Origin of the sequence: Paenibacillus ginsengarvi, assembly GCF_003626695.1 — a bacterium.
Classification (GTDB): domain Bacteria; phylum Bacillota; class Bacilli; order Paenibacillales; family NBRC-103111; genus Paenibacillus_AB; species Paenibacillus_AB ginsengarvi.
Genome location: NZ_RBAH01000002.1, coordinates 307,691 through 322,169, shown reverse-complemented (window position 1 = coordinate 322,169; position 14,479 = coordinate 307,691). Strand labels below are relative to the sequence as shown.

The following is a 14,479-nucleotide window of genomic DNA, read 5'->3' as shown; positions in this document are numbered from 1 at the left end:
TTGACTGTCTCTTTACTTGCCGATTTCCTCCAATAAACGAACGGCATTGTGATGCATAATATTGGCGATCTCCACGTCCTCGATGCCCGAGAACAGGACACAGCCCAAGCCGTAGTGCGGGTCGTACCAAGGCATATCGGTGCCGAACAGCACCTTCTCGGAGGTCGCGGCCCGCACCATCTTCCGCACCATCCCGTTCAGCCGATGCGTATCGCACAGCTCTAAGTACACGTTCGGCAGCTCGGCTGCAAGCTCGATCGCCCGGTCGCATTCGCCGGGAGCCGAATGTCCCATCAAAAACTTGATCCTCGGATAACGGCGAGCCAGCTCTGCAATCATTCCCGGCGGGTTATACGGGCTATGGCCCCATGTATGCGAGAGCAGCAGCAATCCGTTATCGTTCGCGAACTCGTACAGCGGTGTTAATTGATCCCCGGTCAACGGGTACTTGTGGTAATCCGGCAAAAGCTTGAAGCCGACGTACCCCGGATGCTTGGCGAAATCGGCCAGATCGCGCTCCAGCCCGTCGGCGTAATTCGGGTTAAACGTGTAGTAGCCGTAGATGCGCTTCGGATGCTGGGCCATCGCTTGCACGATCTCGCTGTTGCCGGCAATCGGATCGAACAAGGCGCTGTGCGGAGCTGAGATGATCCACTCGATGTTTTCCTGGTCCATCATACGGAGCATCCGATCCAACCCGGCTTCCGGCAAAAACGTGCCGTAAAACGGCCCCATATGCGTGTGCATATCGATGATCGACAGGCTGCGCAGTTTGCCGGTCTCCACAAACTCTTGGGCCAGTTTCGACGGATTCGTCATTTGGATGCCTACTCTGTTCATAACCGCACCTCGCTTAACAAACGCTCGATATTGCCGCAGGCGATATTCGCGATGTCCGCTTGACCGATCCCCGATCCGATGACGGTCGCCAGCGGGCCGCCTATATTGTTGCTTGGAAAATCGGAACCGAACAAAATCCGCTCCGAGCCGAATTTGGCGCATAAATGCTTCAATTCGCCTGCTGTCTGCATATCGCCGCACTCGATGTACACATTGCGGTACGTGCGAAGCAGCGGGTACAAAAAGCGGGCGTGGCTCCACAAGCCGTAATTGTGGATGATGACCGTCAGCTCGGGAAACTGTTCCAGCACGCTGTATATAGGCTCCCAACCTGTACTCGGGGACAAATACAGCGGGATGCGCGCCGCGGCGATCGCATCGAGCTGCTCTCCCATCGTCACCCTATTAAGCATATAGCGATTGCGCTCCGGATAAGCCCGCAGCAGGCGTACGCTGCTTTGCTTCATGCGGCCAAACAGCGGCTGCGGAGCAAATTCCTCGTCTGTGATCGCGGGCAAAATCGTCCAGGTCGGGAGGAGCCTCTCCGGCGCTTTGGCCGTTTCCTCCAAAAGCTTCGCGTTGCCGTAGCCGGGGTCGACATCGATCATCGTCGCATGGTAGACTACGGCGCCCGCAATGCCGCAAAAGTCCAATGTCTCCAGCAGCTCCTCCGCGTGGCGAGCCTGTTCGACTTTTTCCCGGATCAGGAAAAACTCGTGATTGACGATGTCGGAATTGACGGTTCTATAGCCGATTCCGCAGCTGCAATCGATCCATTTCATGGGACGCCTCCTTTATTTCCCGTCGTCCAGAAAGGCCGCCGGGTTGTCGCAAAACAACATACGGATTTGCTCCGGGGTTAGGCCCTCGTCCTCCATCATCGGGACGATATTGGTAATGACGTGATCGTATCCCCAGCCGCCGTAGCGGTGCAGGCATGTTTTCAGACAGACGTCGTTCGATACGAGCAGGCGGGAACCGTAGCCGCTGTCGATCAAAGCTTTCAGCGTGCGCACCCGGTCGATGTCCCGGGCGAACAGCCCTCTCAGTACGCTGCGGTGTCTGCGGTCGGCATAAAATTCTTTGCCGAAGTTGTCGAACTCGATATAGACGCCCTGGTCCAGCAGTTCCTGCAAATAATCGAGCCGGATATCGACATCGATATGGTTGATGCAGATTTTGCCGGGATCGGCCCCGTGCCCCACGAGAATGTGAACCGCCTCGGAGCCGTTCCTTGCCCATAAGTCCGTATGCACGTGCAGGCCGAGTCCGGTTTCCCGCTGCACGGCGGCGGCGGCGATCAGCGTCTTGCGCTCGTTCGGGTAGATGATCTCGCTTGTGCCGATTTCGCCGATGACGCCGGCTTTGATCGAGCTTCCGTCGATGCCTAGCCGGATGTCGGTCAGCATCTCCTCCGCGATCGACTCGACCGATTTCTCGTCCATATCGGGGGGATGCGTCGCCTTGATATAGTAGCCGCAGCCGGCGACGATACGGATATCGAGCGTCCGCGACAGACGGGCCAGCATAACCGGATCGCGGCCGATCTCCCGCAAAGTCAGGTCGACCAGGGTCGTGCCTCCGGCTTGTTTGAACGCAAGAAGCTCCTCCCGAATCACCGCTTCGTCGTCGATCACCGCATTATCCAGAACGGCATAAGGATTGCGGCGCAGCGCGCCTGAGTTGGCGAGGGATACGTTCTCCTTCGCCAGCACTTTGGCCGAGATATGGTGCGGCGCGGGCACTAGCGGTCTCAGGTCGATACAAGCATGTTCGTGCGGCAGCACCCAACCCAAGCTATCGGCATTTACTTTGCCGGTTACAGTCATGACGGACATCTGGATTGCCTCCTGGTTTCTTTCTTTCCTTGATCGCAGACGCCGGCCTCATTCCTCCTCCGCCAGCGCTACATCGAAGATCGTCATCCCGCCCGGAGGGATTTTGGCGATAAAGCCTCCGCTCACAATCGATTCGTGCGAGCGGTCCGATCGCGGCACGATCGTGTGTCCCTCCCGATCAACCAGCTTGACGGGCAGCGCCGGAAACGTGCTTTTGCTCGCAACCCGCTCGACGGCACGCTTCGTCCGCACGACGGGCAGCCGGTATTGAAGCCGGTTGTCGTTGCCGATCAGCAGCCGGATCGTCCCGTCGCTCATCCGCATCGGCAGCAGCGGGTGCTGGGTATCGGCGGAAAGGTCGCCCGCGCTTGCATAAGCCGCTCGCAGCAGCTTGCCGCACGCCCGGACGAAGCCGGTCGACGCTTTGCGGTAGACTAGGTCCAGCCGCCATATCCCCGGGTCCTCCGCATAACGCGGATCTCCTTCCACATCGGGACTTTCGTCATCCTCGCCCAGAGTCGCCGTAATATCGGCATAATCGAGATAACCCATCCGGTAGCCGGAAATGCGCAACTTGAAGCCCGCGATCGGGTCCTGGAAGGAAATGTCGGGCTCAAGCGTTCCGGGCAAACGGAACCGGCGATCGGACGGACTCGTGCAAATGATGGGTCCGCGATCGTATGCCGAAATGCGCTCGATCTCCGCCTCGGACATCAGATCGATGTTCGGGATGAAAATCGGACCGGACACGATGTCCAAGTCTTCGATTCGAGCAACGGCCCCGATCTGACCGCCGGCTTTGGCGAATTCGTAAATCGTTTTGTGCATCGACCAGCGCTTCGTCTCGATATATTCGGGCAGCAGCTCGTGCATCGCACGATCCGACCAAATGACCGTTGGAGTCAATACGGTCCGAGGAAGCTCGGCAAAGCCGATATCCCATCGTTCTCTCAGCCACGCCCACTCGTCCCGCGTCAGCCCGTCTCCCAGACAGACGAGGAAACCGTCCATCGAACGCTTCAAGCCGTCCCGCGTATGCACGAAATAATGAGTCAGCGAATAAATTTCCCGCTCCACATTGGAAGCGAAATGGCCTACGGTGCTCCATTCCTCGGTGGAATCCTTCACGCCGTTCAAACAGATGAGCTTGCCTTCGGGAACATATGCCTTCATCAGGGTCGGCATCGTCATATAGTTGTACATCCGGTACGGTCCCAGTTCCCTGGCCATATGCACACTCGTAGCCACCGATTCGGCGGCGATATAATCGACCCCGGCCTCATACAGCTTCTTGTAATCGATCCCGTACCGGTATATCGCCTCGAACGGCTCGCTGCACCAAGCGTTGTTGACGATCACCTTTTTGCCGTCCTCGTGCAGACCCCGGCATACTTTCTCCCAAAACGCCGCCCAGCGCCATGTCAAAAACGACAGCCATTCCCGCTTGTACCGGTTCCAAATGTACGTCCCGCGTCTTTGAATGCCCTCCAGGTCCCGGTCGTCGACGGAATAGCTGATTTCGGCCGGAAGCTTGATGCCGGTATGCGTCGTAAACTGGTCGATCATATCGTCGGAATAGTCGCCGTTTTTCGCCGAGCCGGCGGAGCCGGGCGGACAGAAGTTGTCGGCCACATGCAAGCCCGAGAAGCCGTAATCGTTAAGCGCCCGGCGTACTTTGGCGAGAAAAAAGTCCTCGTAATACGTGCCGTCCTTGAACCGCTTCAGCACATGCAGACTTGCATGGCCGACCGTCCATATTCCCATTAGCTCCTTATGATCGGCAAGCCACTCGCGGTGTCCCGTATTGTAATGGCTCGGATGGCTGGGATCTTTATCGACATATACACCCATAAGGCCCATGTACGTCGCGGCCCCTCGGTCCTCAAGCCCCGCCACAAGCTCCCTCAGCTCGAAATTGGTCCATTGCTGGATATCCCGTATTTCGTTGCGGACATTGCCGTAGTAGTTGCAGTTGTCCGGGGGAAGTACCCGTTCCCGCTCCATGCCGTCCTCATGCTGATGGACGATATCGGGACTGAACAGGAACAAGGAGATCCCGTCCGGCCGGAATCCGATATTGGCGTAGTAGTCGGCCACCCCTCTGTCCTCCTGCTCCTTGTCAAAGCCGATTAACGGAGTCCAAATGAACATTTCGTGATTTTGCCGCGTTTCATTCATCAGTCGGTTCCCTCCACCTGTCGCTGCCCTTTTCGCGATTCTCTTTTTCGGAAGCTGATCTCACCGCCGCAAGGACGGCTGCGGACGCTTTACTTTTTCTTCGCTTTCTCGGCTTCTATCGCTTTATTCGTCTCTTCCGCCGCTACCCGCAGCGCCGTGTTCACATCGATTTGCCCTTGTATCAGCAAGTCCATTTGCGCCGACCATTTCGATTTGGCAATCGCGTCGTAAGGCGTAACCGGCATCGGAGAAGCAAGCTGCTTCGGAAAGCGGGCCATCAGATTTTTGCCTTTCAAATAATCCGTCTCCTGTCCGTACACGTCCTTAATGGCCTTGTCTGTCAGCACCGGCATGAGCCCTCTCTTCGACAATGTCCTCTGAAACGACTCCGACGCCAGGAAAGCGGCGGCCTCGAAAGCGGCCTCCTTAGCCTTACTCGATGACGTTACGAACGTATAGGTCGGATACGGCTGAGGACCGTAGCCGGGACGTTCCTTGTATTCCGGCATGGTCACCATGTCCCAGTTCGCCTGGAATTCCGCTCCCGGCGTGCCGATATGCGCCATCATCGCCACCGTCTTCGTTTCGGTAAACGCCTTGTACTGCTCGTTCAAGCTGACCGTCTTCGCGTCCACCTCATTGCCGGGTATTTGATAAAACCGGGCCAGATCGGTAGTAAAGCGCTGCCATCGATTGTCGAGCTCGAATTGCGCTTTGTTCGTCTTCGGATCGACGTAAGGGACGGAGAGCTGATTGATTTGCGACAAATGGGAGACGGAGGAGATGAAGCCCCGGTATTGAACGCCGTTCTCGACGCGGGTCATCCGCTTAGCCAGCTCGTACGTTTCATCCCAGGTCATGCCGTCCTTCGGATACGGTACGCCGAACTTGTCGAACAAGTCTTTGTTGTACGTCAGCAGGCCGACTGTATTGTTCAAAGGCAATCCGTAGATCCCGCCGTTTGAAAACAGCTTGATCAGCTCGAGCGTCGTCGGTTCGAACCGGTTTAGATCCAGCTTGTGCGCCTGGATCAAGCTGGTCAGATCATACTGCAAATTATTGTCCAATATTTGCGATTGAGTGACTCCGATGGACGAAATTACCACATCGATCGTCGTGCCGCCGGCGAGCAGTTCCGGAATCAGCGTTCCTTTGCCGGAAGGGATAAACTTCAGCTTCATATGGGGATACTTCGCGACGATAGCGTTCCCATACTCCTCCATAAACCGCTCCTCCGACCACCCGCTCGACGTGATATAGAAGACTAGCTCGACCGGCTCTTTCTTCTCGGTCGTCTGCTCCCCGGCCGCTTTCCCTTCGCTTGCGCCGTCACCTGTCTGCCCGCCCGAGCAAGCCGTCAGGACGGTTCCCAGCATGATAGAGGCCAAGCTCCATTGCATCGTTTTTTTGGCCACATCTGATCCCCCTTTGGTTCCTATTCGAATATCTTGCGGTGCCTGACGGCCGGCAGCGGTTCCCGCATTGCAGCAGCTCGCTTGGGTTATGCCGCCTACTAAAGCGACCGCAAATTCGACGCTTCAAGCGTATCACGTTTGGCGACGGCTCGGTTTGGTTCAGACACGAATCTATGTTGTTCTATTACGATTCCATTGGAACGTGCAGAGGGAACTACGAAAAAGAGGAGACTGCCGTCGCCAGACGGCAGCCTCCCCCTTGACCAAACCTCGATCCCATTTGTTATAATGTTGTTCAATTACGAACTGTACGAAGGCAGGCGAAAAACGATGCTGTTTGCAGATACGCTGAAACGTCCGATCGAGCTTCAACTTGTCGTGGATCGGGCCGCCCCCTATAAAGAAGTGTTCCATTTTCATCCCGGCGCCGAAATCTTTTATATTCACGAAGGCGCAGGGCAAGTGATCGTCGAGCAGCATCTGTACGAAGTGAAGTCCGGCTCCCTGCTCTTTTTCCGGCCGTTTCAGCCGCACTACCAGCAGATGGAGGTGGGCCCGGAGCAGCCTTATATCCGGTCGCTGTTCAAATACAGTCCGAGCTACTTCGCGGAATTTTTGAAACCGTTCCCATCCCTATACAAATTTCACGATTACCTGCTTCACTCCGATTCCGTTCTGCAAATCCAGCAGCTGCCGGCTCCCGAGCGGATGGATTACTGGGTCCGGGACTTCGATCGCCGCTTCCGGTCGCGCCCCGTCAGCGACGATCTGGAGCGGAACGCGCTTTTTCTCCTATCGTTATTCCAGTATATCCAGCCCATCTGGCAGTCTTACAGTCAAGCCGACGTGCAGCAGCCGACGACCGATCCGTTCGTTGTGCGCATCCTGAAATGGATCGACGAGTTTTACCCGGAGGAATTCCAGCTGGAGTCGCTCGCGCGCGTTGCTCATATGTCGCCCAATCACGTTTCCTACTTGTTTCAGAAAACGACGGGCAAGACCATTACCGATTTCTTGACGATCCGCCGCATGAAGCAAGCGTCGATGCTGCTGCAGACGACCTCCTTATCCGTTCAGGAGGTCGGAGAACGATCGGGTTATCCGAACTCCTCGTATTTTTGCCAAGTGTTCAAAAAGCATATGGGGATGACGCCCGGTCAATTCCGCTCGCAGCCGCCGCTGCGAACTTAAGCCCTATCTGAGCCGGACAACATTGTCGATCCGGAAACGGAGCGGTCCGCACCATTTCTTGAACGGATAATACTTCATTTCCGAGCTACCGTCTTCACGGATCGTAAATCCCGGGTCTACGCCGTCGATCAGAAGCAGCGTCCGCCCTTCTTCGCGCTTTATGTCCCGAAGCGGATACCCGTTCATACTCCCGTCGGGATAGGTCACGATAACGCAACTCCCAGCCGTATCATAGGGAACGGCCATACTTGTGACAAAAGCGTCGACCGAATCGCCATCAGCCTTACGCAGCACGCTATCGACAACTCCTTCCGCCCACCCGTCGCCACGGATCGCGAGTTCGCCCTTGCGCAGCAAGGTGCCGCCGATGAGTACCATTTGCGCTACCTCGCCATTCTCGATCCGGATGAAGCCGAGGCCGCCCGTCAAGCTCATATCGCCTACGACCAGAGGTTCGCTTGGACCGGCCGAGCCAGAACTGAGTATGATATCCGTCGTGCTGTCATAAGAGACGGCCAACGCGACAGCGCCATTCCCCGACTGCTCAGGTCGAAGCAGCTCGGTTCGCCGAGTACGCGGATCACGGCTGTCGGAAAACGGCTCCATCACATGAACGAACCGGCTGTTCAGATCGGCGCCTTCTTTGCGGACGATTAGCTTGGGCATCCAATAGCGGACCGCCTCGACGTTGTTATCCATCGACTTGTCGTGCAGACGGGTGGCCCGCAGCGACGGAGCTTTGCCGAGAAACAGCTCGCTTTTTACACCGGAGTCACCCGAGCCGTCATGTCCATGTCCGTCCAATCCGAACACCTTCAGCCTCCCTTCTCCCGACGTTTTCAGCGTCACTTCATAGCCGCCTCTCCCCGTTTCCGCACGTTGTACATCTTGCACGTACATATATCCGTAATATAAACCATCGGCATCCCCTTGCTCCAGTTCGCCGGTCGGCGGCGTTACTTTCGTTCCCGGCGGAAGCAGATAAGGCCCGTACGGGCTTAGCGGCACATTCGTTTCCATGGCGCTGTCCCGGTTGGCGTCCCCATTCAGCGTGTATTCGTGGCGGTTGCCTCCTTGTACCCGGAACAGATCGACCACGTAACCCGATCTGTCATCCGTTCCGCCAGTGCCGCAGGCATCGCCGCCGAAGCCGATCAGCCACGCCTCTCTGCCGTACTCCCGCAGACCCGGATAGGCGTTCTCCTGACTCATCCGCATCACTTGCACGTCCGCGCCAGCCGATGCGAACAAGCGCAAGCTACCTCCGTCGACGCCGCTGTTCCGGTCCATATCTTTGCCGTCCACGACAACCGTATTGTGGCACATCGTCGATCTCGTCCATTGCCGGTACAGTGTATGCGTATAGCCGATATCCGGCAAAATCTCCTGCCCGCAGGCGAACAGCGCCAGATTGAGCGGATCGAGATGGTCGTGGCCGTATTTCGGCACGCCGCTCATATACAGCTGCATTTGTCGTTCTCCCGTGCCAAGCGTCAGTCTGGCGATGCCTGCCGCGGGTAGAAACAATGATTCGCCGGCCGGGTCCGGCGATCTCGATTTGCTGAAAGCCCACGTGTCCTGAATCGGAAAATAATGTCCGTTCGGATACGTGACGCCGCGGATAACGCGTTTGAAAGCCTCCAGCGCCAGATAATCGCGCTCCAGGTCGAGATCGTCCGCTCTTTGGCCGCAGCGAGGCGAGATGTAGCCGTCCGGATCGGTCCACCCTTTTGCCGCTTCGATCGCGACCTGAAGACCTCCAATCGACTGGAGGTGATACGAGACACACACCTCGCCGAAGAAGCCGTCGAACAAAAAGCGGCCGGCGATAAACAACCGTATGCGTTCCAATGCCTGATGCATGTATCGCGGGTGTCCGGTTGCCCGGCTTAGCGCGATCAGTCCGAGCCAGTTGTGGTAGTCGTTGTTATGGTTTCCGTTCGAGAAGCTGTCGAAAAACGCGTACGACGGCCCGAACATGTCTTCCACAATCTTACGCTCCACATCGGTCCCGATCTCCCCGCTTAGTACCTCGAACGCATTCGTCCGTTTCACCTCCGCGTACGCCTCCGCCAAATGCCGCAGCTCTCCAAGATCGGAGGTGGACCAGCGGGACCATACGCCGCCCCAATAATGATAAGGCGGACCTGCATGCCCTTCTGTCGGATAACAGCCCCACGGATAATCGTTGGTCGGGACCCAGCCCGAGTAGGCGTCGGCCCACCGGTTCAACAATCTTGCGGCTCCCAGCGGGTCATGCTTGGCCAGCAGGCTTGTCTGCTTCAAAGCATATATTTTCTGCTCGTACCAGAGCCGTCCGGTCATCGAGTACCGCCTGCCGTCGGCGTCCTCGTAATACGGAACACGCACCTCTTCTCCCTTCCGGTTATGAACGACAAAAGCTTCACGCTCCGGGAACCTGTCGTTCGGATGCCTTGTTCCCGTACGAGCCGAAACGAGCGCAAACGGATCGCCGGGGTCCCACCGGAACAGCCTGTCTCCGGCATACAGCTCCGGACACTCCGGGTCTCCTCCGAAAATAAAACCGGGTTGCGGCGGGATCAGCTCCAGCAGTCGGATGACCTCCTCCGAAGGCGCCTCCTTCCCCACGATCCGCACACCGGCTGCCTGAGGCGGGACGTACAAGCTTTCCCCGGCCTCGATGAGCGCCTGGCTGTCGAAGGATAGCATCAGAAGGCGCTGCCGGTTTTTCCGGTCCGTTACGTTGAGTTGAAACTCGTACAAGCCGGTCTCGAGCGGCTTCGGGTGGCGGAAAGCGAGGATACCGGCGGCGGCATCCAGCTCGAACTCCGGGATGGCGATCCGCTCGTCGGAAGGCGTTCTCCACGTCAAATCGGCAGAAGTTAGGTCGCAGCCGCCAAGCTCCTCTACATCCAGATGCAGTTTTTTGGCGGTATAGCCCTCGTAAGTCAGTTCCGCCTTGGCCGGCAACCACGGCTTGGGCCGGGCCGATTCGTCATTCCCGGGAAGCCGCTGCCAGTACAGACGGCCCATTCGGCCTTCCGGCAGCACATCGATCCTCACGTTGTAGCCGGATGCCGGCAGGCCCAGATCGATAATCGTGGACTGCCGGACGGGAACGAGCGAGCTGAGAGGTTGCTGAGACCCTATGCCGCAGCAGCGGATGACGCTGATTCGCCATTCGTCGCCCGGCAGCGGCTCCCGCTCCATGACGGAGGCGACGGGAACCGCAACCTCCAAAGACCAGCCTTCGTTTCCGCTTCGTAAAGCGGAACGGACGTGCTCCGGTCGCTCTAAAATCTTAACACCGTGTCCGTACGCCGTACTCATCTCGCGCGTCCCCTTCGCAATGTCCAACGGAATATGGAAAAATCGGTCGGGCCGCTGTGGAGCGGAAAAGAGGATATCGATCCTATCTGCCGCCGCGTGTGCTCCGATGGTTCCCATTCCGGCGATGCCGATGTATAGACAACTGTCATCGCAAGCAAACCGAACCTCTGTGTCCGCGTCCTGGCTTACGGGCTCATTGACATAAATCGCCCGAAAACCGCTCATTCTGGAAGCCTGGCTCCATACCGCCTCGTCCAGATTTCCGTCGATCGTGGGAGCCTCGCCGATCCGCGGAATGATCGACCATCGGTCGGTCTGGCTGACCACGACCGCCATCGGCTCCCCTTGGCCGGCTTCTCCTTTCCCCCTTGCCGATTCCTTATTTCGCAATGCACGACCCCCTCTTCCTTTGACTTGTCCGGTGCGTTCCTTACGTAACGGATACCCCAACCATATCACAACCGGAGCAGGGAAAGTGTCGACGAATTACTTCAACATATCGCTGCATTACGAATCGAGAATAAGTTTCAAAAAAAAGCAGCCCACCCCAAGGTGAAGCTGCTCCATCCCGCTATTTCTACAATCCCAATCAAACCGTGCAATTTCCCCGGCGGAAAGCCATTCGAGCGGTTCACCAGGCATCCAGACTGGCAGGATGGACTCTTTTGCTCGGTCGGGGCTTCCCGTCTGAAGCGAAAGAGCCGCCTCCCCGTCCGCCTTCGCCTCTGCTAGCCTTGCTGTCTAAATGCCCAATAACTCCCTCTGTCATAAAGCTTGACGCCAAAAAGCCGGATTAGGGCAAAGATCAGAAAACCTGCCAAAATCCCCGTCATATTGGTCATCACATCCACAACATCCGTAACACCTAGACGAAAAACATATTGAGAGAGCTCAATCAGCAGGACCAAAGCCAATCCCGCGAACAGGGTCCGCCAGAACCCTCGCAGCAGCACATAAAACATCCAGCCGATAGGAATAAAAATCAGGATATTGGCCAAAGTTTCTGCATTAGAATTCCAGAAGATCGCCTGCCACTGCAGATTAACCCTGGCAATGCCAGCTCCGTAAGTCTTGAATAGAATAAAAATCAAGCTGCTTAGTGCATACACGATGCCTTCCAAACAAACACACCATTTGTACAAGCGTCCACGGCAAAGCTGGTAAATTGTAGCCACAAATACCAGATTGATCAATAAAAAGAGAGCCACCGACGGCCAGATACTATCAAAAGCAGCATCTCCGAACATAAGCCTGAGCAAGAAGCGCCCAAAGCGCGCACAAAACCATAGATTAGCTCCCAAAAATGGAAGAAACAGAATAGTCGTCAAAAGAAGTGATGTTTTTTTAGTCATATCTTATTCTACGATATTTAAAGCTGCACACACAATCATGTTGTTCCCTCAGGCTTTGTTGTCATTGACGTGGCCGAAACGGTCTCGCATCCGTTGAATATTGCAAAGCGTTGAAAACAATTGTCCAAGGCTGTTCGCAATTGCTTTGTCGGCTTTACGCCGCTCTCGTACCAGACGTTCTTAACAACGAGCGTCCCGTCTTTTCGCTCCGCGATTATCTCGGCTCGTCCGATGAGGCTTTCTCCGTATAAGAGGGGCAGCACATAATGGCCGTATTTCCGTTTACTCGCAGGCGTGTAAATCTCCCAGGTGTAATCGAATCCGAACAATTCGTTGATCAGCTTTCTGTCCCATATGAAATGATCCAGTGGGGCAATCAGCTCGCAGCGTAATTTGGGCGCCGGATTTTGCAGGACGGCTTCGAGAAGCGGTGTATCCTCGACGCGACAGTACAGTGTATCCTTCATTTGTTCCACGGCAACAGCAACGATGCGGGCCTCGAGCAGCAGCTGGCGGAAAACCTCGTTGCGCTGCTCCGCTTTTAATCCCCATATGTTCAGCCAGGCATCGGATGAACGATTCCATAAAAGGCCAACAGCGCCGATTCGACGCAGTACCCGCCACTTATAATGCTCAAGCTCGCCCTCCAAAGGTTCCGGCGCATTCAGCAGATTTGGCTGAATGTGCTTCCCGGTGATATCGTAATATTTACGCGTTCCTTTTTTATGATGAATAACCAGTTCGCCTGTCGAATACATCTGCTCCAGCACCGACCGCGATGAGTTGTTTCCGCTGCTCCAGTGGATAGCCGATTGCCAAGCGAATTGCCCGTCCAACTTTAGATCATCCGAGCTTAGCGCACCGTGTTTTTGGATGTGAGTCCGTACCTGCTCTGACAACGTTTCCATTTCGGGGTAACGCTTGGCATGCTGCCGGGCTGCCTCCCTATACCGTTCAAAGTACGGCCAGTCCTCGACAGGGATAATAGCCAGATTCTTGTCGGGATAATCGACCAGTAATCTATCTTTATACAGCAACTCATCGAGCATGTTTTTGGTAAATCCTTTGATTCGCGACTGCAGCACCAGTTCGGCGTTTTTGCCGCAAACATCGATGGGATCGTACTGGATACAGCCAACCTGCCGCATAAAATCCAATACTCCCTGTTTTCCGGCAAATTGATGCTCGCCCAGCAGTCCGTGCTTCAATAATAGAAATTGCCGTGCCTGGCGGTTCGTCAATTGGATCATGTACGCTCTGGCTCCTTAGGGAAACAAACATACGTTCTTATAAATCTTACCATTGTCTGGAGCATGAAAACAAGAGCTACCAATAAATAACTTGTGAACTGTGACCGTCCCTGTTTTCGTCAAAATAACCTTTACATTGATTCATGGATGGAATATAGTGGAGATAAACTGACTGGTCAGTATAGTAAGGAGGAAGGAGTCTCCGTGCAAAAGAAGGGGTTTCGCGTGGTAGTAACCTTTATATCGTTACTTGTGCTTTCAGCGGCCATCCTGTTATGGGGCCCGGCCTTGCTGACCCCCCAGCCTCGGGCCGTACATCTTGATATGAGTCTATCTTCTACCGTGAAGCTTCGGACCATGTCATACAATATTCATCATGGAGCCGGTATGGACGATTCCCTTGACCTGGACCGTATTGCGGAAGTCATTGCGAAGGCCGATCCCGATATCGTCGGCTTGCAGGAGGTCGACAAGCATTTTTCAGGCCGAAGCAACTGGGTGGATCAAGGCAAATATTTGGCCGAAAAGCTGGATATGCATTACGCCTACGGCGTTAATTTGGATTATGCTCCGGTTTCACAATCTCCGGAGATGGCGAATCGCCAATATGGCACAGCGATATTAAGCAAGTTTCCGATTGAAACATACGAAAATGTTCATCTGGACAGCTTCGAGAAAGAACAAAGAGGCTTGCTGAAGGCGACGATCCAGGTGGACGGGGTACCGGTTCATTTCTATACGACCCATCTGGGCCTGACTCCCGAGGAACGAACGTTGCAGGTGCAGCAGGTCATGCAGCTCGTATCGCAGCAGAAAGGGCCTTCCATCATCGTCGGCGATTTCAACGCTTGGTCGCTAAGCAAGGCGATGAAGCCGATCCTTTCCGAGTATTGGGACGCTTTCGCCAAAAAAAGCTTTGCCAATACCTCCAATTCGAAAATTCCGTATCAGCGAATCGACTATATGTTGGCGAAGGCTGACCGCATCCAGTTTTCCTCCCAGAAAGTGCTTCGGACGAAAGCGTCGGACCATCTGCCGATTGTCGCGAACATCACGTTAACGGTACATAACGCAAGCACCCTCAACGCTTTTGGCGATTAAGG

10 protein-coding genes are annotated in these 14,479 nt (G+C 55.5%); 2 read left to right on the top strand and 8 right to left on the bottom strand.

What is annotated here, in order from left to right:
* Positions 1–12: 12 nt before the first annotated feature.
* The 5 genes from D7M11_RS04515 to D7M11_RS04495 form a co-directional block, all read right to left on the bottom strand.
* Positions 13–840: an amidohydrolase family protein gene (locus tag D7M11_RS04515; protein WP_120745972.1), complete on the bottom strand. Its 828-nt coding sequence runs from the start codon at positions 838–840 to the stop codon at positions 13–15.
* Positions 837–1,622, bottom strand: a complete 786-nt coding sequence (locus D7M11_RS04510) for an amidohydrolase family protein (protein ID WP_120745971.1) — start codon at positions 1,620–1,622, stop codon at positions 837–839. Before D7M11_RS04510 ends, D7M11_RS04515 begins: the two co-directional genes overlap by 4 nt.
* Positions 1,623–1,634: 12 nt before the next feature.
* Entirely contained in the window at positions 1,635–2,678 is a 1,044-nt protein-coding gene (locus tag D7M11_RS04505; protein ID WP_120745970.1) for a phosphotriesterase family protein, read from the bottom strand.
* 48 nt (positions 2,679–2,726) lie between these two features.
* Entirely contained in the window at positions 2,727–4,856 is a 2,130-nt protein-coding gene (locus D7M11_RS04500; protein WP_120745969.1) for a hypothetical protein, read from the bottom strand.
* A gap of 89 nt (positions 4,857–4,945) precedes the next feature.
* Complete coding sequence (locus tag D7M11_RS04495) at positions 4,946–6,271, bottom strand: ABC transporter substrate-binding protein (RefSeq protein WP_120745968.1); 1,326 nt, start codon at positions 6,269–6,271, stop codon at positions 4,946–4,948.
* Positions 6,272–6,559: 288 nt separating this feature from the next.
* Here D7M11_RS04495 and D7M11_RS04490 point away from each other — a divergent pair, with 288 nt between their 5' ends.
* Complete coding sequence (locus D7M11_RS04490; protein WP_120745967.1) at positions 6,560–7,462, top strand: AraC family transcriptional regulator; 903 nt, start codon at positions 6,560–6,562, stop codon at positions 7,460–7,462.
* Between the two features lie 3 nt (positions 7,463–7,465).
* Here the strand turns inward: D7M11_RS04490 and D7M11_RS04485 are convergent, their stop codons facing one another.
* From D7M11_RS04485 to D7M11_RS04475, 3 genes are all read right to left on the bottom strand, one after another.
* Entirely contained in the window at positions 7,466–11,164 is a 3,699-nt protein-coding gene (locus tag D7M11_RS04485) for a heparinase II/III domain-containing protein (protein ID WP_120745966.1), read from the bottom strand.
* Positions 11,165–11,502: 338 nt separating this feature from the next.
* Positions 11,503–12,126 (bottom strand): VanZ family protein, encoded by a 624-nt coding sequence (locus tag D7M11_RS04480; protein WP_120745965.1) that lies wholly within the window; start codon positions 12,124–12,126, stop codon positions 11,503–11,505.
* Between the two features lie 35 nt (positions 12,127–12,161).
* Positions 12,162–13,376 carry a winged helix-turn-helix domain-containing protein gene (locus D7M11_RS04475; protein ID WP_120745964.1) on the bottom strand — a complete coding sequence of 405 codons (1,215 nt, stop codon included), beginning with the start codon at positions 13,374–13,376 and terminating at the stop codon, positions 12,162–12,164.
* Positions 13,377–13,733: 357 nt separating this feature from the next.
* On the opposite strand from D7M11_RS04475, the gene D7M11_RS04470 reads away from it, so the two are divergent.
* On the top strand, positions 13,734–14,477 hold the full coding sequence (locus tag D7M11_RS04470) for an endonuclease/exonuclease/phosphatase family protein (RefSeq protein ID WP_158606428.1): 744 nt from the start codon (positions 13,734–13,736) through the stop codon (positions 14,475–14,477).
* Positions 14,478–14,479: the final 2 nt, after the last annotated feature.